Origin of the sequence: Sphingobacterium sp. BS-2 (assembly GCF_046161205.1) — a bacterium.
Taxonomy (GTDB): Bacteria; Bacteroidota; Bacteroidia; order Sphingobacteriales; family Sphingobacteriaceae; genus Sphingobacterium; species Sphingobacterium mizutaii.
Map to the genome: position 1 here is coordinate 322,974 of NZ_JBIXGO010000018.1, position 24,364 is coordinate 347,337.

The 24,364-nt window shown below is 40.2% G+C and carries 17 protein-coding genes; 13 read left to right on the top strand and 4 right to left on the bottom strand.

Annotated elements, in window-relative coordinates; genetic code table 11:
• Window positions 1-9: 9 nt before the first annotated feature.
• Window positions 10-2,622: a putative LPS assembly protein LptD gene (locus tag ACK2WI_RS11620; protein ID WP_312696498.1), complete on the bottom strand. Its 2,613-nt coding sequence runs from the start codon at window positions 2,620-2,622 to the stop codon at window positions 10-12.
• 207 nt (window positions 2,623-2,829) lie between these two features.
• Here ACK2WI_RS11620 and ACK2WI_RS11625 point away from each other — a divergent pair, with 207 nt between their 5' ends.
• The 13 genes from ACK2WI_RS11625 (at window position 2,830) to ACK2WI_RS11685 (ending at window position 19,981) form a co-directional block, all read left to right on the top strand.
• Window positions 2,830-3,723 carry an N-acetylmuramoyl-L-alanine amidase gene (locus ACK2WI_RS11625; protein WP_093098418.1) on the top strand — a complete coding sequence of 298 codons (894 nt, stop codon included), beginning with the start codon at window positions 2,830-2,832 and terminating at the stop codon, window positions 3,721-3,723.
• 69 nt (window positions 3,724-3,792) lie between these two features.
• Window positions 3,793-4,641, top strand: a complete 849-nt coding sequence (locus ACK2WI_RS11630) for an N-acetylmuramoyl-L-alanine amidase (protein ID WP_409150938.1) — start codon at window positions 3,793-3,795, stop codon at window positions 4,639-4,641.
• A gap of 55 nt (window positions 4,642-4,696) precedes the next feature.
• A complete protein-coding gene (locus tag ACK2WI_RS11635; RefSeq protein ID WP_312696495.1) occupies window positions 4,697-5,644 on the top strand; it encodes an MlaD family protein in 948 nt (315 codons plus the stop codon).
• A 290-nt stretch (window positions 5,645-5,934) separates the two neighbouring features.
• Window positions 5,935-6,501, top strand: coding sequence for an RNA polymerase sigma-70 factor (locus ACK2WI_RS11640; RefSeq protein WP_312696494.1), 567 nt, complete (start codon window positions 5,935-5,937; stop codon window positions 6,499-6,501).
• A 96-nt stretch (window positions 6,502-6,597) separates the two neighbouring features.
• Window positions 6,598-7,737, top strand: a complete 1,140-nt coding sequence (locus ACK2WI_RS11645) for a FecR family protein (protein ID WP_409150941.1) — start codon at window positions 6,598-6,600, stop codon at window positions 7,735-7,737.
• A gap of 43 nt (window positions 7,738-7,780) precedes the next feature.
• Window positions 7,781-11,881, top strand: a complete 4,101-nt coding sequence (locus tag ACK2WI_RS11650; RefSeq protein WP_409150943.1) for a secretin and TonB N-terminal domain-containing protein — start codon at window positions 7,781-7,783, stop codon at window positions 11,879-11,881.
• Window positions 11,882-11,891: 10 nt separating this feature from the next.
• Window positions 11,892-13,265, top strand: a complete 1,374-nt coding sequence (locus ACK2WI_RS11655; RefSeq protein WP_409150945.1) for a RagB/SusD family nutrient uptake outer membrane protein — start codon at window positions 11,892-11,894, stop codon at window positions 13,263-13,265.
• 38 nt (window positions 13,266-13,303) lie between these two features.
• The gene (locus ACK2WI_RS11660; RefSeq protein WP_409150947.1) at window positions 13,304-14,815 is read left to right on the top strand and encodes a BT_3987 domain-containing protein; all 1,512 of its coding nucleotides are present in this window, start codon (window positions 13,304-13,306) and stop codon (window positions 14,813-14,815) included.
• 11 nt (window positions 14,816-14,826) lie between these two features.
• On the top strand, window positions 14,827-15,939 hold the full coding sequence (locus tag ACK2WI_RS11665) for a redoxin domain-containing protein (protein WP_409150949.1): 1,113 nt from the start codon (window positions 14,827-14,829) through the stop codon (window positions 15,937-15,939).
• A gap of 23 nt (window positions 15,940-15,962) precedes the next feature.
• Window positions 15,963-16,664 carry a DUF4369 domain-containing protein gene (locus tag ACK2WI_RS11670; RefSeq protein WP_409150951.1) on the top strand — a complete coding sequence of 234 codons (702 nt, stop codon included), beginning with the start codon at window positions 15,963-15,965 and terminating at the stop codon, window positions 16,662-16,664.
• Window positions 16,665-16,694: 30 nt separating this feature from the next.
• On the top strand, window positions 16,695-17,792 hold the full coding sequence (locus ACK2WI_RS11675; protein WP_409150953.1) for a redoxin domain-containing protein: 1,098 nt from the start codon (window positions 16,695-16,697) through the stop codon (window positions 17,790-17,792).
• A 2-nt stretch (window positions 17,793-17,794) separates the two neighbouring features.
• Window positions 17,795-18,733: a serine protease gene (locus tag ACK2WI_RS11680; protein ID WP_409150955.1), complete on the top strand. Its 939-nt coding sequence runs from the start codon at window positions 17,795-17,797 to the stop codon at window positions 18,731-18,733.
• Between the two features lie 3 nt (window positions 18,734-18,736).
• The gene (locus ACK2WI_RS11685) at window positions 18,737-19,981 is read left to right on the top strand and encodes a thioredoxin family protein (RefSeq protein WP_409150957.1); all 1,245 of its coding nucleotides are present in this window, start codon (window positions 18,737-18,739) and stop codon (window positions 19,979-19,981) included.
• A 112-nt stretch (window positions 19,982-20,093) separates the two neighbouring features.
• Here the strand turns inward: ACK2WI_RS11685 and ACK2WI_RS11690 are convergent, their stop codons facing one another.
• From ACK2WI_RS11690 to ACK2WI_RS11700, 3 genes are all read right to left on the bottom strand, one after another.
• Window positions 20,094-22,202, bottom strand: a complete 2,109-nt coding sequence (locus ACK2WI_RS11690; RefSeq protein WP_409150959.1) for a S9 family peptidase — start codon at window positions 22,200-22,202, stop codon at window positions 20,094-20,096.
• Between the two features lie 138 nt (window positions 22,203-22,340).
• Window positions 22,341-23,834, bottom strand: coding sequence for a cell envelope integrity protein CreD (creD, locus tag ACK2WI_RS11695; RefSeq protein ID WP_409150961.1), 1,494 nt, complete (start codon window positions 23,832-23,834; stop codon window positions 22,341-22,343).
• Entirely contained in the window at window positions 23,824-24,330 is a 507-nt protein-coding gene (locus tag ACK2WI_RS11700) for a Coq4 family protein (protein WP_409150963.1), read from the bottom strand. Before ACK2WI_RS11700 ends, creD begins: the two co-directional genes overlap by 11 nt.
• Window positions 24,331-24,364: the final 34 nt, after the last annotated feature.

A 24,364-nucleotide genomic window follows, 5' to 3' on the forward strand; every position in this document is an offset into this window, starting at 1 on the left:
AGTGGCTATTTAGTATGTATAGTGACTCTGTCTTTTGGTCAATTTTAAATCCTGTAAAATGGATGCTTTCGCACGTATGGTAATATTGTAACTCTTATATGTTCCGAAAGGGACCCATCCGACCGACATATCCCAACAGTGCAGGTCTCTGTAGATGCTGATCTGGGTCATGGACGCCTCTTTCTGCACAAAGTCATAGCCGGTATTGAATTGGACTTTCCATTTTGGAGTCACATTAAAATCACCATGCACGTTTACCGTACTGGTCAGTCTGGTCTCCATTCTTTGCTTTTCGCGGCTGAAAACACGGGCATAGTTCATGCTGAATGAACCTGCCAAGTTCCATGGAATATTGAAATCCACGAATGCATTGGGATCGGTACTGATCCTTGCCAAGGCTTGTGCCTGTTCAGGAGTCAGGTTAGGCATTGAACTTCTCAAGGAGTCGATATTATCGCTTCTGTTTTGGTTTGCTTTTGGGTTCAAACTATAGTCAAAGGACAAACCAAAGTTGGTCAATCGCGCTAGTGTTCCGTCTTTGATCGCAAAACGGTCAATACGGTTACCGGTATATTTATCGTAAGTATAAGGATCGAAATTACCGTTGAAGTTGACATTTACTTTTTTGTCAAATAAGGCAGTACGGCCGGAGAAACTAATCTGGGAGAGCTTCAGGGAATCTGCCGCAACGTTGTAGTTACCACTGAAAGTCAGACCTTGGATAATAGGAACCTTTTTGACGCCAGTACCGGTGGTGTCTTTATCATTCCGGATCTTGGCCTCGATAGTATTGTCTACGGAGAAGCCGATACCGAAGGATTTACCTTGTGATGGAGTTCCGTACATAGCATTTTCAAAAATGGAATATCTACGATAGGTCCCGTTTTCGTCTGTGAAGTCCCTATAGAAATTATAACGCTCATCCGAGAAATCCGGACGGTAGTTCACATTGATGGATGGGGTAACGGTATGGCGCATCGCTTCGATCTTACCGATCTTCTTGTTCATCTGACCATAGATCTTGGTCGATAGGCCTGAAGATACCGAATAGTCGTAAGCACGTTTAAAGCCTTGAAGGGTATCCTTTACGCTTTCGAATCCATACGGCTGGTTTACCAATCGGTTCCTTACAGATTGTAGGTACCAACGTTCGGTATAGTTGAATGAAGTATTGAACTGGAAGTACTTCATCACATTCAAGCTTAAACTTACCGGGATATTATGTTGCATACCATTGGTAAATTTTTTCAGTGATTCTTTTCTGAACAATAGGGAGTCAGTCGTTACGATCCTGTTTTGACCTTGAAGGCTATATCCAACAGTGATTCGCTGATACCATTTTTGTTCGCCGATACGATCTTTGGAATCGAATGGGTTAAAAGTTGCCACGTTCAAACTGATCGTTGGTAAATCCAAGGTCAAGGCTCCTGTCGAAAGGTCTTGTTCATGGGACATATTTGCCGTGAAATTCACCTTGCCATCTGCAAATACTTTTCCGTAGGCCACAGAGGAACGCATGCTGTTGTTGATAGCCTGTTGCGGATTATATCCTCCTGTGGTAGCGGCATTACGGTAGGCATTACGGGAACCGAAGTTTACCGATGCTGAGAATGACGTTCCTGGATTTGCTTCTTGACGCTGCGAGTGGTTCCAGGTAAATCGGAAGTTTTTATCACGACCATAATTATCTGTTCCCTCTACCCCTTGCACGTAGGATCCATATTGCAGGGAGAAGTTACCGTTGAATTTGTAATTCACCATGTATTGGGTCCGCACATTGGCTTCCCAAGTACCTTTGGAGTACAAGGTACCCCTGATTTCTGAATCCCAGTAATCATTGAATGTAAGGTACCAACCTAGGTCGCGCATGGCAAAACCTCTGGCGGCATCTTCACCGAAGGACGGAAATAAGAATCCGGAGCTCTTCTTGTCCTGCTTAGGAAAAAAACCAAAAGGGATGGCCAAGAATTTTATGGGAATATTCGCTACCACCAAATAAGATGGACCGGCAATAATCTGTTTCTGGGTAATGACCCCTTTGGTGATCTGAATACCAAAGTGGGTATGCGGATAAGGCAAGTTACAGGTAGAATACAGCCCTTTATAGAGGGACATTTCATCGTAGATGTTTTTCCTGACCTCTTTGGCCTGAATATATCCCCCATCTACTTCGGTCATGACACCGAAGGTTTTGGGTACTTGCGTCTTATAATTGTATAAAAGGGAGTCTACAGCAATTGGAGATTCACCAGGCATGATCACAACCGGACGACCTACATATTTGCCGTTATGGTCCATTACTCCGGATGCAAACAGGACGTTGGTATTTCTATCCAAACGGATATAATCTGCTGCTAATTCAAAGCCTTGGTATTTTACTTTGGCGCCTTTGTATAAGTGTAGAACGTTTTTACTGACCTGGTTCCAAGAAGAATCATTGGCAGAAATCGTCACAACGGTCTCCAAACCACCTTGATCTTTCATGTGGACGGTATCCTGACCATTTACTTCTTTAAAGTTATTTCTACTGGTATCGGTCGGAATTGTATCTCTTTGAAGGGTGTCTATTGTAACATTTTGAGTGCGAGAATTGGTCTCCACCTGAGCCTGTAGCACAGACATCCCAATAAAAAAAAACAGAATGGAAAGGAAAAAACAACTTAAGGCCTTCAAAATGAAATATGAATGTTATTTTTGTGCTAATTTTAAACTCTTGTTGGCAAAAATAGTCAAAAATCAATAACAACGATTAGGTTTTTCAAAAGTTAATCATATTTAACAGTTTACATTTACAATGTTATTGATAGGACTAAAATAATAACGTTAACTATGAATTTCAATAAATCAATAAAAATATCAATTTCGTTCGCAGCGGTACTACTTCCCTTAGTTTTATTAAGTGGTATTGTTCGTTCTTCTGAAAAGAAAAATCAAGAGAATAATCCTCCTCAAACTTCTCAATCCAATAAAACATTCAAATTAGTCGTTATTGATCCAGGGCACGGTGGTAATCTACCCGGTGCAAAAGGTCGTATATCGGTGGAAAAAGATATCACCCTTCAGGTGGGCAAACGGTTGAAAGAAGCGATTGAAAAAGAGATGCCTGGCGTGAAGGCGATGTTGACTAGGGAAACTGACGTGGATGTTCCTTTTCACGAAAGAACAGCCCTGGCAAATAAAAACCATGCTGACCTTTTTATCTCCATTCACTGCAACTCCGCCGATTCGGACCGTCGAGTGAAAGGAAAGAATGGTCGCTACACGACCCGTACCATCAGAAACCCTGGAGTTAGTGGAACGGAAACTTTTGTATGTGGTTTCAATAGGTTGCAGAGAGGTGAATCGGAAGTGGCGGTTAGGGAGAATGCCGATATTCTTTTTGAAGAAAACTATCAAGAAAATTATGGCGGATTTGACCCGAATGACCCGTCTACTTATATTATTTTCTCCTTGATGAAGAGAACATATCGCGATAAGAGCATTAGATTTGCCACTCATATCCAAAATGAATATGTAAAAAAGGGCCGTCCAAACCGTGGAGTACAAGAATTATCTTTGGCGGTTTTAGCTTCGGCTGCAATGCCAGCGGTATTGACGGAAATCGGCTTTATTTCTAACCCAGATGAAGAAAAGTTCATGGTTTCGGAAGCAGGTCAGAATGAAATCGTGGGTAATCTGGTTGATGCCATCAAACAATATAAATCGAATTCAGTAGCGCATTAGGAATAGAATTTGATAGAAAACAGAAACGATTAGGAGAAATTGGAGAAATTGACAACAAAAAAGAAAAACGTGATTCGGAAAGTTGGGTTGGTTCTGACTTGTATCTCAGTGGTTGTATTAGCGAGTTTTAAACCAGTAGATTTACAAAACGACCAAGGTGGAAGTCCTAGAAAACTTAAGACAATAGTATTAGACCCTGGACATGGTGGGCATGATTCGGGAGCTGTAGGCAGGCAATCTAAAGAAAAGGATATCGCCCTACAGGTAGCCTTGAAATTGGGAAAGAAAATCCAAAAGGAATTCCCAGGGATCAAAGTGGTCTATACGCGTACGACGGATGTATATCCGAAATTATATGAACGTCCGGCATTGGCAAACAAGCACCATGCGGACCTTTTTATTTCTATCCATTGTAATTCTGGAGGTGCAAGTAGCCGCAGGGTAAAGAACAGCCGTGGCCGTTATGTAACCCAACGTGTTTTGAACACCTCGGCAAAGGGTACTGAAACTTTAGTGCTGGGTTTTAGCCGTACCGGTGACCAAGATGTGGCGATCCGTGAGAACGCATCCATCTTAATGGAAGAAAACTACAAAGAAAACTATGGTGGTTTTGACCCTAAAGACCCCTCAACCTATATCGTATTCTCTTTGATGAAAAGAAAGTTTAGAGAGCAGAGTATCCGTCTTGCATCTTACATGCAAGATCAATTTGCTGGATCTAGCCGTACCGATAGAGGTGTAAAAGAACAATCTTTAGCAGTTTTGGCAACCGCTGGTATGCCAGCCGTTTTGACCGAAATCGGATTTATTTCCAATCCAGACGAAGAACGCTTCATGATGTCATCCGCTGGACAAGAATCAATTGTCACCGATTTGTTCAATGCCATAAATACCTACAGAAAAAGCATAGAAAAATAAACTTTTTCTTAAATTGGCGGTTAGAACAGAGTGGTAATACTTAAATAGGGTAATTTTGAAAATATCTAACGAAACTAAAGTCGGGGCATTAACTAGTGTTGCTATAGCAATCTTATTTATAGGATATAGCTTCCTCAAAGGGAACAATGTTTTTAGCAGCGAAAATACTTTTTACACAGAATATGACAACGTGGACGGGCTAGCGGTTTCTAAACCGGTTTTGGTCAGCGGTTTCCAAATAGGTCGCGTTTCTAAACTTACCCTTCAACCGAACGGAAAAATCAGGACTGAATTTAAGATCAATGATGATTACGATATTCCATCTAATACCGTAGCAAGGATCGTAAGCGCAGATTTATTGGGAAGTAAAGCGATCGTCTTTGAACTAGGAAACAGTACCACGATGGCTAGAAATGGTGATCCTTTGCTATCGGATGTGCAAGCCAACCTAATGGAAAAAGTGGAACCCCTTCAAAAGAAAATCGAAAACTTAGTTGTTAAATTAGACTCCGTTCTTTCTGGGGTTAACTCAGTATTGGATGAAAACTTCCAGAGAGACTTCAAGAGCAGTGTGCACAGTATCTCTGTTTCATTGAAGAACCTTGAAAAGATTACCGGAGATGTGGATGGTTTAATGGGCGCTGAGAAAAACCGCTTGAGTAAGATCCTAGCCAACATGGAGTCTATTACCATGAACTTCAAGAACAACAACGAAAAGATCAATTCCATCCTTGCGAATTTGGACAACCTTTCAGATGACCTATCTAAAACGGAGATCAAAGCAACTGTTGACAATGCCAACCAAGCTATGAAAGATGTAGTGGAAATCACGAAAAAAATCAATTCAGGAGAAGGTTCATTAAGTCAGCTAATCCATGATGAAAAGCTTTATAACAATTTGACGAATGCTTCTGAGAGTCTAGACCAATTGGTGAAAGACCTTAAAGAGAACCCAGGCAAATATCTTAAGATTTCTATCTTCGGAAAGAAAGACACTAAATAGATTCAACAATCATTTTTACAAAGAGCTCTAATTTTAACTGATTAGAGCTTTTTTATTGCATTATTTTATACAGCTTAATTTGCTTAAACAACTATCAATTAATTACTTACCTAATAAATCGCTAATTGTAACCAATAATATAGTAAAGCAATAAAAGATTATTTTAATAATTTTATACTTAAAATTATCAAAGTTTAATTAATTCAACTTGATGCAACAGCAAAATTAACTACTTACAGCTATCAATTTGACTTAATTTTAACGCTAATGATTGATATTTAAGCTCTAAAATGTCCCAGTTTGAAAAATATTCTGATGAAAAGTTATTGGTCCTATTGAAAGAAAGTGACCCTAAAGCATTTACAGAAATTTATAAAAGGTATTGGGATAAACTTTTGGTGGTAGCCAGCAATAAGCTTTCCGATATCCTAGTGGCAGAAGAAATCGTCCAAGATATCTTCTTGGATATCTGGAAACGTAGGCAGAGCATCAAACTCAGTGATCAAATTGAAAGATATCTTGCCGCTGCCCTAAAGTATAAGATCATTAATCATAGACATAGACTCGCAGTAGCACAGAAATTCGTAGACTACAGCAAAAAGGCTGATGAACAGAATTTCTATTCTATGGAAAACTACCTCCAGTTTGAAGAACTTAAGACCAAATTAGAAAAACTGGTGACCCAACTACCAGAAAAATGCCAATTAGTCTATAAGCTGAGCCGTGAAGAAGGCTTATCCCAAAAAGAAATTGCCAAACGATTGTTGATTGCTGAAAAGACCGTTGAAGCCCATTTAACTCGTGCCCTCAAAAAAATAAAATCAGGTCTTAATTATATCATCTGCCTATTTTATTAAGTCAACATTAAAAAAATATTATTTTTTTTCATTTCCTATATAGGGATAAGGGCCTCGACTTTGATTATAGTTATATAGACCTATAATTAAATTACGATGATGGATAAAAATCGCTTGGCCGAACTGGAGCTGAAATGGCTTAATGGCTCGATTTCTGACGATGAGGCAAAGGAATATGCTACTTGGTACAACAGTGCCCAGAATGACCCTGTGATTATCCCTGAGCATATTGCCAGCAGCAAAGAAGAACATAAAACCAGAATCCTTGAAGGTCTATTAGCGAAGTTAGAAGGTAAGAATGTCCAAAAACTTGAACCAAAACCATTATGGTATAGAAATAAAACCTACATAGGTATTGCCGCAAGTATACTGATGGTCCTTGGCATCACCTCTTACTGGTTCATTTCAGATTCCAATCCCCCAGAAACAATTACAGTACAAGATAAAACAGCCGGAACCGAGGGCTTAATCCTTTCCTTAGAAAACGGAGAAACCGTTGAAATCGACTCATTGGCAGATGGCTTAATAGCTAGCCAAGATGGGGTTGAAATCTATAAAAAAGACGGCTCCATCTATTACAAAGGTGAAGCCGGAAAAACCTCTTTCAACACAGCACATACACCTAAGGGAAGAAAGTTCGAAATCCAACTTCCGGATGGTTCCAATGTTTGGTTGAATGCAGAATCAACCATTAAGTATCCTATCGAATTTGCAGAAAATGAACGTAAGGTCCATGTAACTGGAGAAGCCTATTTTGAGGTTTCAAAAAATCCCGAGGCACCGTTCATCGTTCAAACCGAAGATCAAATCATTCAGGTACTGGGCACTCAATTCAATGTAAACAGTTATACAAACGAGAATTCAAGCAAGACGACCCTTTTGGAGGGCAAGGTCAAAATATCATGCAAAGGTGAAGAGCTTTTCTTAAGCCCTAACCAACAAATTACTTATGACCGCAACAATGAACGATATGCCAAATCGGAGGTGAATGCCAAACAATCCATTAGTTGGGTGAAAGGATATTTCAACTTTCAAGATTCAGACCTAGCAGGCATTATGAAACAGATTGAACGCTGGTACAACATTGAAGTGGAATTCCAACCAGGTGTAAACCAAAGTCAAACTTTCTCCGGAAGGACCAGCATGAACCAAAATCTTTCCGAAGTACTGAAAGTTTTAGAATTAAGTGGAATCAAAACCCAGCTCCAAAACAACAAACTCACCGTATTCCCATGATATAAAGAAAATTACCAATAACCCTAATTACCATAACCTTAAAATGAATAAAATCAAATTAGCTATTGTCACTTGTTTGATGATGCTTTCCTTACCCTTGTTTGCTCAAAAGGTCACCCTGAATGAAAAAAACAGCAGATTAAAGGACGTACTGGAAAAGATTGTCGAACAAACAAATTATGATCTCTTTTATTCCACTGAGATACTCAAGAAATCCAAAAGAGTACGGATAAAAGTAACTGACAAGGACCTTAGATCTGTATTGGATGAGATATTCCATCAACAGACGATCTCTTATTCCATCGCAAACAACACCATTGTCCTGGTTCCTAAAAGACCAAGGATCGTAGAAACGGTCATTGAGGTCAACATGGATCAACTGGTTCGTCCGAATTTACCTCGAATGGTAGAAGGAGAGATCAGAGACCAAGCCGGTAAACCCATTCGGGGAGTAACGATCGTGAATAACAAGGACCCCAAAAACGTCAGGAGCATATCCGACATCAATGGGCGATTTAATATTGAAACCTCAAGGGGTGACTTGGTTACATTTACCTGCCAAGGTTATAAAGAGAGTACGATTTTATTTCGTGGGGAAAGAAATATGCTCGTGACGCTGTACAACCAAGTTTTAGCGGTAAACGAAGTAACGGTAGAGGCACGCGTCAAGAAAAACCTAAACTTAAATACCCAGATCGATATGACCAATAGGTCATACATGAACCTTGGACAATTACTGCAAGGTACTGTTCCGGGCTTGACCTTACAGATCCTGCCATCCAACAAAAGAAAGATTGTCGGGATCACCGAAATTGGAACTATCCAATCAGGTCAAGGCGGCGGACTTAGAAAAACCTATTATACATTGGATCAATTCCTTCAGAAATTCTACCCAAATGGGCAAAGGATGATCGATGCTATTGAAAATAAAACTAGCCTGCCTGGTGGTGGTGATGCAGGTAGATTCTTTATCGAGTATTCCAATCAAGCCAGTGTTACCCTGGTTCCAGAACTCAGAGGTTCTGCCAGTTTTGGAAATACAGAAGGGATGATGGTTATTATCGATGGATTCCCAGTAGAGGAATTCCCGGCGGACTATCCAATGGCCAATGTGGAATCGGTTGAAGTAATCAAAGACCCTAAGGAACTGATCAAATGGGGACCTCGAGCCACAGCAGGTATTATCCTGATCAAGACCAAGACCGGAAGAAAGAATCAGGTCAACATTACATATAACGCCAATATGTACTTTAAGCCTGCTCCAAAATACGACATGGCCAAATTAGGATTAGCTAGCTCAGCAGATATTATAGACTATCTAAAAAGTGCTGCAGCTTTGGACCTTATCCCTGGAGATGGAGATTTTGAAAACCTAAATTTAGCCGAAAGACTTTTCGCTTGGCGTAGGGGTAACAAAATTACCGAAGCAGAATTCAATCGTAGGATTGACTCCCTTTCGGCTCTCTCCAATGAAGCGCAAGTGGCTCATCTCCAACAGAACGTGATGTCCCAAAACCATTTATTGTCCTTTTCTGGAGGTACTCCTCAATATATGTTTACCCTGACTGGGACCTATAATAATTTCAAATCACATGGACTCAACAATAATTCCAACACCTATGGTGTAGACTTGAAAAATAACTTCAACCTGTTAAAAGGTAAGTTAATAGCAAACTGGCAGATCAATGCCAACAGGACCAATTCGCAAGGTGGTGCCAATGAACTATCCATTTACAACCTTCCCCCTGCCTATCAAATGTTCCTGGATCGACAAGGAAACTATATCTATGATCAAAAGGTTCTTGGAGAAGTCTACAATAACCTTATCATGAAAAACGGATATTTCAACCATGGCATCAATATGTTGGAAGACAGTCGCTTGATGAACAGTCTATCCAAAAACACCTTGGTTCAAAGTCGTCTGGAAATGAAATGGGATTTATTCAAAGGCTTGCGTTGGGACAACTCGGTATTCTATCGCATGACCCGCAACAACAATGACCGAATTACAGACCGACAAAGCAGTGAAGGAAGACAACTCTTTAATAATTATGGGTCACCAAACTCTGGTTCGGTAGACTTTTATGTACCACCGGGAGACATCTTAAACAATAGCCAGGACAAGTATTTACAATGGAATATCCGTTCCGGTCTTAGTTACTCCTTAAAGATCGATGAGCATACCGTTACAGCCAATATTGGTGCTGGTGGGGCGAACGAAACCAGGGAAAGACCAGGAAATATAACCCGTTATGGATACAATCAAAATACAGGAAAAGGTTCCGCAATCTTTCTTCCTGCGGGAGATAGAAATCAAGGTGTTGAAAACTTCAGAAGACTATACAGTAGTACTGCAGCATTGATCTATCCATTTGCTTTATTGACACCGTCATCAGGTGACACTTCGATCTTTAGGAACTTAAACTGGAATGCAGGAATCAATTACGATTATAAAGAGAAGACCATAAATTTCAATGCCAACTATAGCGAGGCCTTCAGTCCTAATTATGGAAAGGAGAAGTTTGCTACAACGAGGACCTTTAATTCCATAGTTGGTTACCAATTCAAACATAAAAACCTTCCCGATTGGCTATCAGGCGTTATGGTTTCTGCTGGTTTGATGGGAAATAAAATGCCTGACCTGCCTACTACGATTGGAAGTAACCGATACAGACAGGCAGAATGGAACAACTACGCCATCTGGGTCAATAATTTTATTCCCGTACCACAGGCTGGCCAATCCTCCTTCAATATTTTTGAAGAATTAAGATTGAACCTTTTTAGTGGTGATCTATCGGTTTATGGTCGATATAACACTATGAAATTGGATGGCATATCCCCTAGCGGAAGCTTGACGGATTCAGCATCTTTTAACCAACGTAGGACCCTGAGGTATTTTAGTGCAGGCTTGGAAGGAACTTTAAGAGATGGAACCTTAATGTTCAATGGAACCTTTGACCGTTCTCCAGAAGGCCAAAAACAATTTAATGGTAATATTTCCTATGATATCAAGAAAGAATCCTATTTCACTTCTGAAGGGATCAGTACATTTATGATTGGTGGAACCTATCAAGACCTTTCTTCTATCCAAGGTCTGGGCTTGATGATGGGAACCAACAGCAGTGCCGGCGGAGGTTTTGGATTGGCTACCAATAGTACGTTTTCCGTTTTGCCACCAAGGAACAAAAACATTGAAATCTATCTCCAATTTGGATTGAACAATGACCGCCATCGCATTGACCTAAGGTACTACAACCGTTCAGACCAGGGGATCACCAATAATATCCCTATTCCTACGGACCCTTCAACAGGTTTGGACAATCAGATCACCTTTAGCAATATTGTGAATAAAGGAGTCGAATTCTTCTATAAGTCTGACATCGTCAGAAAGCCAAAATTCAGTTATAGTTTCGCCATCAATGGAGCCTACAATGTGAATATGGCTAAATCAATTCCTAAAACTCCTTATTCTGCCAGCAGACAATTTCTATCGGCTTTCCGAGAAGGCTATAGCACGACCAATGTTTGGGGATACCGTTGGGCAGGCTTAAATGCACAAGGTGAACCCCAGATCTATGATGCGAAAGGTAACATCACAGCCACCCCAGATTCAACTGTGCTGGCGAATGACATCGTCTATATGGGTGCCACTAGAGCACCTTGGACAGGTGGTTTCATGCATGATATAACCTATGGCAAATTCTTCGCTCGTGTTTCCTTTATGGGAAGCTTCGGTGGTATTATGCGCCGCTTTATCCCTTCCAATTCGGGGGCCCAATACGAAAATTCCAATTTGATCAGCCAACGTTGGAAAAAACCAGGTGATGAAGCTTTCACCGATATTCCTGCGCTCACCAATGACACAGGTTTATCCATACGTAGTTTCTTGGCTCAGAACTCCAGCAATAGCTTTATGTCAGCCAATTTCATCCGACTCCAAGAAGTGATGGTCGGATGGGAAATCCCAAAGAGTTTTCTCAATGAAAAATATGTAAAAAGCCTTCGCATCTCTGCGCACATGCAAAATGTAGCCGTTTGGGCGAAAAACAGATATAAATACGACCCTAATAATGTGGATACAGGTGGTAGACTTGGTTTACCTACTCCTATTCAATATGGGGCTACACTAAACGTTATTTTCTAATCGTACAACCATGAAGACAAAACATTATTTTATCGTTCTGAGTCTTGTGATTATATATACCATATCCTCTTGTCAGAAATTCTTGGATATTATGCCAAGCACCGGAAATGTGAACCCCTCTACTCTTAAGGACTTTCAGGAAATGCTGAATAGCGACTCCATAGCACGTTGCAATTTTATTCTTGCAGACCTCATGGCCGATGACCTCAGCTTTCCTGCCCTCGCCCGAAATGAATATTACGGCAATGCTTATATGTATGCCCAACATATTTGGGGACCAGGGGAGATGGACTTTATGTACAAAAGCGCCTATGAGCGCATCCTGCAAATGAATATCCTGATCCTCAAGGCCGCTGAAGTAAAACCGAAAAATGAAGATGAGCAAAAAGGTCTTGCCATTGCAATCGCACAAGCAAAGGTGAACCGTGCTTGGTATTTTTTACAGTTGGCAAATATATATGGCCAAGACTATACCAATGGTAAAGCTGCAACAGAATTGGCAATTCCAATTTCACTGATCCCAGATGCTAGCGTTAAACCTAAAAGAGGAACAGTTCAAGAGGTATATACTTTAATCATTAAAGAGTTAAATGAAGCCATCGCTACCGAGGACTTCCCTGTTATGGGCAATACGATCATCCATCCGGGCAAAGCATCGGCCTTGGCCCTCTTGAGCAGAACCCATTTACTGATGGGAAATTACGCCGAAGCTTTGAAATCCGCTGATGAATGCCTGGCCCTGAAATCTTCTCTATTGAATTACCAGACCCTTACTGCAGCTCCATTAAATCTGCTGGACCAAAGCCGAAATCCAGAGGTTTTATTAGGTAAAACAGGTGTAGACCATGATCTAAACCTGACTTACTCTTTTAGGATACAGATCAGCAAAAGCTTAGACTCTTTATTAACGTCCTCAGATTTTCGAAGAAGAATCAACTTCGACTACTATGATGTTTTTGCCAATCAAGATGGAAAATACAATTTCAACTATAGCATTGCTGTACCAGAGGTTATGCTTATCAAAGCCGAATGCCTAGCTAGAACGGGCAAACCTAAAGAGGCATTACCGGTCCTAAATCTGCTGAGAAAAAACCGAATTGAAAATTCAACTGATTTAGTAATAGCCGATGACGAAATCTTAAAAACGGTTTTGGAGGAAAGAAGAAGAGAGCTTTTCTGCCATGGTGGCTTGAGGTTGTTCGACTTAAAAAGACTGAACCGTGAAGAAAGGTTCAGTAAAAACATCGTCCGAAGCTTTTATGACAATTATAACTATCAAGATACGACAGTCGCCATTATCAAGCCCAATTCACCGCGCTATTTGATGGAGATTGCTCCGCTGATTACCAATAACAACCCAGATATCAAACCAAATCCTAGATAATTAGTGATTCAGGTCAAGGAATACAACGCATTAATATCATGAATAGATTAATAAATATACTTTTTCGATATGGCCTCTCAGCTCTGCTTGTACTTATCGTATTCAGCAGCTTTCTTGGATGCAAGAAAGACAAGCTCGACTTATATCAAGAGGTAGCCAATGAATTCAGCAACTACCTGAGCACAACGATCGGATCGGGGACAGCCATGAAGCTTGGTGATTCTGCCGTAAACAACAGAACCCTTTCCGCACCGGGGTTACCAGTGCTATTGCAAAAAGAAGCCACACAAGAAGTAGTGGTACAAGGAACAATAGACCCTTCTCTAGTTGCGGTATATGATAGCCTCAACCATACCAAATCACCGGTATTTAAAGAAGGTGCTTTTGAATTGAGCAATAAAGGTGTCATTCATATTGAGTCTGGATTATCAACTTCAACAGACTCCTTAAAACTGCACTTAAAAAACGCCAGTCTTTTAGAGCATAATACTATTTACCTAGTCCCTATCAAACTTAAGGTCGTTTCTGGACAAGCACAGTTGAAGAGTAAGTACATGTTTGTCAAGATGAAGGTATCCATCACTCCTTCCTTGATCCAAATGGATGTGTATAAACCTGAAAGCGGTTTAAACACCAATTTTATCCGAGGTTATTATGTGATCAATGGCTATCATTCCGTAACCAAGATCAATAACCAAGAGAATGGAATCAAGGTTTTCAAATTCTCCGCCAGGATAAACCATCCATTGGATATTGCCGTTCAAGGCGGTATCAGGTTAAACAATACGGACAGTGTAAAAACTTGGGTGGAAGGGATTAAAAAGAACACGTATAATAGAATCCCGGAAAGCGCAATAAAGATCATAAAACCAACAGTCAATTTTCCTAAGGGCGATTCGGTATCCGTAGATAGCTTTGCTTTCTCAATCGACTACCAGCAACTCAAACAATCCGATAAAAACTATATCGGCATACTTGAATTGGAAAATACGAGCAATAATAATTTCGTAGAACCAATGACAGAACTGGGTGCCAATTATGCCTTGATAGAAATCAATATCCAGGAATACAATACCGAAAATATCGCTTACCCATTGCCAGCTTTGCAAGGCAATAAAATGGACCGTAGTTTATGGAAGGCAACCGCCGAGGTAAATGACAACAATAAAGATTTCCCGGTTACCAATCTTTTTGACGGTAAAATAGCCACAATTTGGAAAGCTGCAGGTAGCACACCTAAGGATATCATTATCGATATGGGAAAAACCGAAACCCTCAAAGGTTTCATCTTCAGCCCTTCTTACCTAGGTTCTTATGATATCTATTACAACTTCTCCAAAGTAGAAGCCTATTCCAGCAATGATGGCAAGACCTGGAAAAAAGAAGGAATCTTTATAGCAGGCGATATTGACAATCGAAGTACAGCGGATAGACCCGATAGGAAGAACCTAAAATTCATCAATCCAGTAACAGCAAAATTCTTCAAGTTCAACATTATTGAAAGCTCATTTGGCCTCCCATATATTTCAGAGATAGAAGGTATCAATTAAAAATTACGTATATGACAGTTTTATTAAATATTAGAAAAATCACTCCCCTGCTTCTATTAGTTGGTTCATTGTTTAGCCAAGAAGCATTTAGCCAAAATGAGTATGTGGTTAAAGGAAAAATCGAAGGCTGGCCTTCCAAGTATATCCGCTTTGAACGAAAAGGTAATTTCCCTGGTAAGGACTCTGTAGAAAACAAGGACGGTTCCTTTGAATTCCGTGGCAAGATCGAAGGACCTACCAATGCTTTCTTGGTATCCTTAGATGGAGAGGAACCTAAATATAAATTCCTTTTTTTAGAACCCGGAAATATCGAGATCCACGGGCAATATGCTAATCTAGAGGAAGCCAAAGTAACCGGTTCGAAATCCACTGACGAGTACTACGAAATCAAGACCATCCATAAAACCCTAGGCGACCAAATCGACAGCCTTTACCAAGTGTTAGGTAATGAAAAGGATGAAACCAAACAGGTTAGCATTAGCAATGAAATAAAAAGCTTGACCGAAAAAAACATTGAGATTTCGAAAACTTTCATCAAGGAACATCCTGCCAGTCCAGCAACCGTCTATGAACTTGCTGGCTTAAGCCAAGATCTAAGCTATACCGAACTCAAGAAACTATATGATGTATTAGACCCTAAGTTGATCGCAAGTGTACAGGCTGAAGATATCAATGCCTACATGAAAAACTTGGCGAACATTGAAATAGGAAAAATTGCACCTGATATTGCACAGAAGGATACAGCTGGAAACACCATCAAACTCCAAGATTTCCGCGGAAAGTATGTGCTCGTGGACTTTTGGGCGAGCTGGTGCATTCCATGTCGTAGGGAAAACCCAAATCTCCTTGCGGCCTATAAATCCTATAAAGATAAAGGGTTCGAAATCCTAGGAGTTTCCATTGACTCCAAAGCTGAGGAATGGCGCTGGAAACGCGCTATTGAAAACGATGGCGTCATCTGGCCTCAGATCTCCGACCTACAAGGCAATAAAAACGAAGCCGCTGTAACCTATGCCGTTCAAGTTATCCCATCCAACTTTTTGATTGGCCCAGACGGAAAGATCATCGCCAAGAACCTTGTGGGAGAAAAATTACAGGAAAAACTGAAAGAAATATTTAAATAACCATTCACTATAAGCTTAATTACATGAAAATTCAAACAATTCTATCTGCGCTATTCATTCAATTATTCATCACCCAACTCGGTTTTTCCCAAGATAATTTTACTGTAATAGGTAAAATTGAAGGATGGCCAACAGAGACGGTTTATTTGGTTCGTCAAGGTAATTATCCTGGAGTTGACTCAGTAGCCACCACAGATGGCAGCTTCCAATTCAGTGGCAGTATCCCTGGAGCCACCGCAGCATATCTGATCACCCAGAAAAAAAGTGGTGTCGCAAAATTATTATACGTAGAACCTGGAAACATCAGTATCAATGGTAGTTTCGACGATTTTAAAAACGTAGAAATCAAAGGTTCTCCTACCTACAATGACTTTATTGAACTCAGGGAAGGTCATGAAAAATACGACCAGGAAATGAGTAAATATGTGCAGTTACAATTTACCACCGAAGATAGCACGGTATTAAAACAATACTATAAAAGCTTAGATAGCCTGAGCCTATTGGATATTGAATACTCCAAAGACTTTATTAAAAAACATCCAAACAGCATCGTTAGCTTATCAGAAATCCAAACCTTGACCAATAGCCTCCTTAATGCGGAATTGGTTACCCTGTTCAATTCCCTTAGTCTTTACATCAAGGAAAGCCCAGAAGGTGTACTATTATCCGAAAGCCTGCCAATGATGGGCAAGGACAAACAAGAGGAAGAAATAGAAGGACAATGATAACAACTGAAATATTATAAAAACACAATCATGAAAATATACATCCAGACGATAACTGCTTTATTTTTAACCGCAGCAGTCAATTCAGCCCTTTTTGCTCAAGAACCCTTTAGCATTAAAGGTGATATCAAGAATTGGCCGAGCAAATATATCCATCTTGAACAGCGCGGTGACTATCCAGGCCAAGATTCCACCGAAGTGGTTGATGGAAAATTTGAATTCAAAGGAACGATTCCAGGTCCTACCAATTCATTTTTGGTCAATAAATCGGGTAATAACAGCACCGCATTCTTTTTATTCGTGGAACCCGGAAATATTCAGGTCAATGGCGACTTCAACAAAATAAATGAAGTTCAAATTACAGGTTCAAAGACCTATACAGATTACTTAGAGATCAAAGATTTTGAAACCAAATTGGCAGCAGAGATCAAAAAATTAGATGATCAGTACAATAATCCTCAGCCTAAGATTTCTCAAGAGGAGTATGACAAGCAAATGGATGAATTATATGCCAGTCGTAATGAATTTGCTGTTTCCTTTATTAAGAACCATGGCAACAGTGCCGTATCCATTACGGAGTTATACAACCTTGTTGGCAGCTTGGATAACAGTCAAATGAAAGAGCTTTTCCAAGGGCTTTCAGACGATTTAAAGCAGTCTCCAGGAGGTGAAATGATCAATTCATTGATCATGCAATCGGCTATTGTCGATATCGGCATGCCGGCACCTGATTTTGCCATTCCAGATACCGAAGGCAAAACGGTCAACCTATCGGATTACAGAGGAAAATATGTATTGATCGATTTCTGGGCAAGCTGGTGTGCACCATGCCGTGCTGAGAACCCAAATTTAGTGGCTGCTTACAATCAGTTCAACAAAAAGGGATTCGAGATCCTAGGCGTTTCCTTGGATAAAAAAGAGGCTGAAAAAATGTGGCGACAAGCCATCGTTGCCGATAAACTGACTTGGAAACAAACCTCCGACCTAACTGGCGTGGATAGTGATGTAGCCAAAATGTACCATGTCATACAGATTCCAACCAACTTCTTAGTGGATGCAAATGGACAGATCATCGCCAAAAACTTAAGAGGTGAAGAATTAATCAAAAAACTTGAAGAACTGTTTTAACCATGAAATTGTTTCAATCACATCCTTTTTGGGTATTTACCTTGGCTCTGGCTTTATCCTGTGTACAACAGGGAGCCAAAGCACAGGACCAAACAGACAGCATTTTCATGAACGATGCCTTATTCCACAAAGGCTTGGAGGAAAAGGTACAGGCTGCATTTAAATCACAGCAAGGAAAAACAGTACCTCAACTTCAAATCGAAGCCAAGGCATTAAAAAATGAACAATCATTTTCATGGAAATTAGTAGGTAATCCATCCACAGAGGCATTGAAGCCTAAGGACCTTTTTCAGGCAAAAAAATCAGCTGTCTTTTTGATGGGACGAATGAACCAAAAAGATAAAAATGATTATCCCTATGCCGATCTATATGCCTCCGCTTTTGCTATCAGTTCTGATGGCATCTGCGTCACGAATTACCATGTGCTCGCTGAATTGATCCATACGGATAAGCCAACAGATACTTTGCAACAAAGCAAAGACCTCAGCACTTATTTTATTGAAGGCATAGATGGTGAGGTATATGTGATGGATGAGTTACTGGCCTTTTCTTCCAGCAATGATCTAGCCGTTTTCAAGGTTAAAACGAATGGAAAGAAATTACCTTTTATTCCATTAGGTCCAGTATTATTACCCGGCGAACCCGTATATATTATCTCCCATCCAGACCATATCTATTATTATCTGAGTGAAGGCATCGTCAACAAGAACAGTTTGATGTTGAACCCGAGGACACCGGGAATCCGACAATATAGGATGACCATCAGTGCAGACTATGCGGTCGGATCAAGCGGTGCTCCTATCCTATCGGAAGCTGGCAATCTGGCTGGAGTGGTTTCTTCTACACAGACTATTCCTTCAGCTGCGCCTGAAGGCAACAAACAACAGATGGTCATGAAAAACGCTATTTCCGTACGTGCTCTAAAGCTATTAATCCAATAAATCATGAAAAGATTCATCCTTATACTATTCTTGCTACCAACCGTTCTCTTTGCTCAGGAAAAAGGAATAAAATTCAGCAATAACCTGAATTGGGCAGAGGTCAAAGAAAAAGCCAAAGCGGAGAACAAATACATCATGATGGATTGCTACACCTCCTGGTGTGTACCTTGTAAAATCATGGAACAACAGGTTTTCACAGACAGTAAAATTGGCGAGTTCAGCAACCAAAACTATGTGTCTGTCCAAGTGCAATTTGATGATGACCCTGAGGCGAATGAAGTCAAAAAAGAATGGATGAAATTAAGCAAGGAATTTGACAAGAATTATCAGGTGGATGGCTACCCTTGCTATCTCTTCTTTAATCCCAATGGCGAAATAGTACATAAAGCCTATGGCAAGAGAGAGATCAGCAATTTCCTAAACCTATTGCAAAAGGTCCCGAATCCAGATTTCCAATATTATACCTTAAGAAAGAAGTATGAGGAAAATAAGCAGGACAAAACCATATTAAAAAAACTTTTAAATGCTTCCATGGAAGCTGAGCCTGAGGATAAACAAGATCTGATCAAGGCTTATCTTTCCCAGAAACCAGCTATTGAAACGAAAGCCGAAGCACAGGTCATCATGGATGTAACCCGTTCTTCCCAAGACATTGGCTTCCCATTACTTTTGAATCAAGCTAAAAAAATTGACTCTTTGTTAGGAGAAACAGCGGCCGAGGATCTATACCGAGGAATAATAAATTTTGAAGATGCCGCCAACAAGCTCGGCCGTAAATCTCCTATGGGCTATTATATCTTGACCAGCAATCCGGATTGGTCTATTTTCCAAGATACCTTAGTTGCAAAATACCCAAATCATAGCACGGAACTGCTGGATTTTATAAAATTAAACTTCTATAAAAATGGCCTTCTGATGCATGATTATGTCCCTGCCCTGAAAGCCTATATCCAAAAATATGACCAGACCATCAGTGATAGAATGAAAATGGAATATGTGGGTGTTTTTGCGAAAAAATCTAAGGAGACTGATCTCATCAAAGAACTATTGACCTGGTCGAGAAATGCCTTTGAAAAGTCTGAAGATGTCGAAAATCTTTCCAACTACGCTTTGTTAAGCTATAAAGTGGGGGAAAAAGAAAAAGGAATCTCTTTGATGAAAAAGGCAATCACAAAGGCGGAAGAAAACCAGCTCTATGATTTGAATGAAAATTTAGACCTAATGAAGAAAGGTGAAAATATTCTTTAAATGTTGTTTATTAAGTAATGAATGAAAAAGCAAGTTATAGATCCTATACTGTCTCTTGTTTCTGTGCATTCAAAAAGCCGATTCAAATTGAATCGGCTTCTTTATTTATTTATTATTTTTTCAAGGTTTCATCCAACCATCCGAAAAACTCCCTTTGCCATACCTGTGCGTTATGACCTGAAAGCACCCAATGGTTTTCATCTGGTAAATAGACTAATCTACTTTTCACCCCCCTAAGTTGAGCTGCTTGGAAAGCTTCCAAACCTTGTCCGATTGGAACCCTGTAATCTTTACCGCCTTGGAAAATCAAGATCGGCGTATTCCATTTCGATACCAGTGTGCTTGGGTTGAATTCGGTATAGGTTTTCTCATTCCCTTGTTCCCAATAAGGTCCACCTAATTCATAGTTTGCAAAAAACAATTCCTCTGTTGTACCATACCATGACTTCATATCAAACAATCCACAATGTGAAATAAAGGATTTGAATCGACCTTCATGCACACCTGCCAATTGAAATACGGAATAACCGCCATAACTAGCACCTACAGCTCCAATCCTATCTTTATCCACGTATGATTCCTTGGACAGGTCATCGATTGCGGATAGGTAATCGGCTATCGCCTGACCACCCCAATCCTTTGAAATCTGCTCATTCCATTTCACCCCCCATCCTGGCATTCCACGACGGTTAGGCGCAATGACAATATATCCCTGACTGGCCAGTAACTGGAAGTTCCAACGGAAGGAATATGATTGGGTAACCGCTCCTTGAGGTCCTCCCTGACAGAATAATAGGGTTGGGTATTTTTTGCTAGGATCAAAGTTCGGTGGATAGATCACCCATGAAAATAGGTCTAAACCATCCGATGCCTTAGTCACCCTTGCTTCCACCTTGGTATCCGCCACCTTACTGTACAATTGATCATTGACAGTCGTTATTGGATTTAATTTTTTGGATTTGAATGCATAGTGAAATACCTCGTTCGCACGTGTCATTTTTGACAGGGTAACCACCAGACCATCCTTGGTTTCGCCTACAATACCATTGATGTCAAATTCTCCATCTGAAATCTTATTGATGATAGGCAATGCCCTATTCTTCAGGTTGGCCGGAATCAAGAGCTCAAAGATCTGAACAGTCCCTTCGGTTGGTGCCAAGAAATAGATTTTTTTATTGTCCTTGCTCCAAGCATAGGAATTGATGGTCCCATCCCAATGAGCAGTCATATTTAATTTGATTCCAGTCGCAGCTTCGCTAATGTAGATATCATTTTTATCCGATTCATAACCATCGGTTTTCATGCTCATCCAGCTCATCAATTTTCCATCAGGGCTGAAGTTTGGCGTATTGTCATACCCATTCATTCCCTCGGTCAGATTACTGGTCTGTCCTGAAGCCAGGTCATATTTGTAGATATCTGTATTGGTACTCTGTGCGTATTCCGTTCCAAATTTCTTCTTACATACATAGAGTACGGATTTACTATCTGGAGTCCAAGCAAAATCCTCTGCCCCTCCAAATGGCATGGTTGGCGAATAGAAAGGCTCATCGCCTAAGATATCCTTAGGCTCCCCAATTTTCCCGTTATCATAGCTGGCGATAAATGGATGGTTGAATTTACCATCATTCCAAGTATCCCAATGTCTGTAATCCAGATTATCATATATATAAACATTGGATTTTGGCAAGTCCTTATATTTATCGGTGCTATGGTAATCTTTCAACAGAACTTGTTTACTGAACAATATATGCTTCCCATCAGGAGAAATCTTCACATTTTCCAAGCCTCCTTCATGATTGGTCACTTGAACAGCATTTCCATCTTTCAGGCTTTTTTTCCAAATCTGTCCTTTGAACATATAAAGGACATCATCGCCCTCTACCTTTAGTACAGACTCTCCGCCGGCCTCTGAAGTAAATTGCTTAGCAACCCCGCCTTTAACCGGAATAATGAATAAATTCTTCTCCGATTTATTCTCATCAAATTGATAATTCGAAACGCCGTAAATTAACTGTGTACCATCAGCTGACAGTCCTTCTCCGGATACCCGACCCAGTTCCCATAGTTTTTGGGGACACAGGGGTTCCACCTTGCCTGAATGTCTGACACGATCTTCTACTTTTGGTCGCTCCACCTTTTGGGGAACTTCTTTTCCTTCTTGTGCAATAACCATATTATTGATCAATAAGAGTGCTCCAATCCATGATATCTTATGCATATAAAAAACGATTTGCCTGCCAATTTACTAAAGTTGACAGGCAAACCGAAATCCTTACCTAATTTACACGGCTGGCTTTCCAAAATAACAGCCAGATACTGGTGAGGTACATTCTTATGGATGTTTTACTTAACCTTATCATTGCTTTTCAAATTGATACCAGTTAATTTTTGTTGAAATGCGCATTAATACCGCCAAGATGATGAATAAACCTATGGTTCCAACGATTAATGAGTAGTCGCGTAATTGAAGCAGTACAAAGATAAAACTATAGAAAAGTGCTAATATGGCGGCAAAGTTCAAGGCCGATTTCATATCCTTGGTTATTGCTTTGATAAACGAAGAAATCAGGATAATTGTTGCAATTGCTGCAATTAAATATGCAAAATTAAATCCAATATGTTCTGAAATTGCCAGTAATAGGGCGTAGAACAGCACCATGGCAAAACCGATCAATACATACTGTATGATATGCACACGCTGTTTTTTGATGATTTCCATAAAGACTAAGGAAACAAAAGTCAAGGCGATCACCAAAGCACCATATTTGGTCACTCGGGTGGCTTTCTGATAATTGTCAACCTGTGGCAAGAAGTTAACTTGAACCATGTCATAATCATTAGCAGTCAACTGATTGTCCGTGCTAGCGCTCTGTGGTTCTGGAAACGTAAGTGCAGCGTATTCATTAGGGTGTGCATCTTCGTTGGAAAGATCGATATTCTGGAAGTTATAGATCTTATAAGGTTCTCCTGTCCATTGTTGAGCTTGTTTCCTGCTGAAATCTGGAATGGTCCAGTTTGCTTTAAAGCTTTCCGCAACTTCACGCTCATCTGGTAAAAAGTTACCATTGAAGCTCGGGTTTGCCCAATTACCATTCACATTGATCTTCGTGTTTTTTGCCAAAGGCAGGAAGTTCAAGGACTTGGAACCTTTCAGGTCAAAAGTGATCTCGAAAGACTTGTTCAAGGATTCATTGTTTTCTAATGGAAGGTCAACGGTCAAGTTCTGTTTGAACAGATCAATGTCCAGGTCATATTTACCCATCTCCATAGATTTGCCATCCCATTTAAATGCTGGATTTTCAGATAGGCCTTTTACATCCTGGATCCCAAATACCAATTTTGCATCTTGCCACTTTAGATCCGCTGGCAGTACCTTTAGCTTACTGAAATCAAAGGATTCGAAATTCCCCTTGACATTGATCTTCGAGGTATAGACGATAGCTTGATAGATTCCACGTTTTAAGGGTTCTGGTTCTACAGTAGCTGTAATCTGTGTCTGGTCTGCCATCATAAAGGCATATTCGGTCACTACCGTAGTGACCAACGTACTGGTCCCAGTACCTTCTCCATCACTTTTCATCCTTTCCCTAACCACCTCATAAGGAACAGCTATGATTGGACTTGTGATCACTTGGTCCATACCCCATTTCCTTGCTATCTCTGTAGATACATTCGTTTCTCTATTGTTGCGTTCTGAAATCAAATCTCCGATCAAGCCCAATGGAATGAGCAGGATTAACATCAGAAAGAAAATGATGAAGATCTTAACGACCAATGAAGACGTGATTTTTTCGATCAGGGATTTTTGAGAACTGTTCTCCAATCCCTCGTTAGTTGAATTATTTTCCATGTTGAATAGGATTTACTTGTAGTTTTAGTTGTTTTTTATCTAGTGTTAGTTGTAATGTGCTCAGTGATTCATTAAGGAATGCCTTAAATTCAATATGATGGAATTTATGCATGGCCTTCCCTTTTCTATACGATGACCAATAATGTGCGCTATGTTCCGGAAACACAAAGGTTCCGATAAAGATCATCGCTAGCAGGTACAAGCTCAGCTTTCCATTTCCGAACAAAAGGTATTGCATGGCAATTTCATCCGAAATTTCCGTACCAGTCTCCGTGATCAAGTGAAAGACATCATGGTTTTCCAGTTTAGGCATGACATCAAAACCCTTTTCCTTGTAGAACATCCCTAAGGCATAGCCTAAGCTTCCCTCTTGATATTCCAAAAACTCTTCTTTCTTGATCCCCCAAGCTGCCTTATATCCTTTAAACAGCTCTGCATACAATCTGGATGACCAATTGTACAGGAATAGCATAAATTTCAATCTTAGTCCTCTCATATTTAACATTTATAAAGTACTTTGTGTTTCAAAG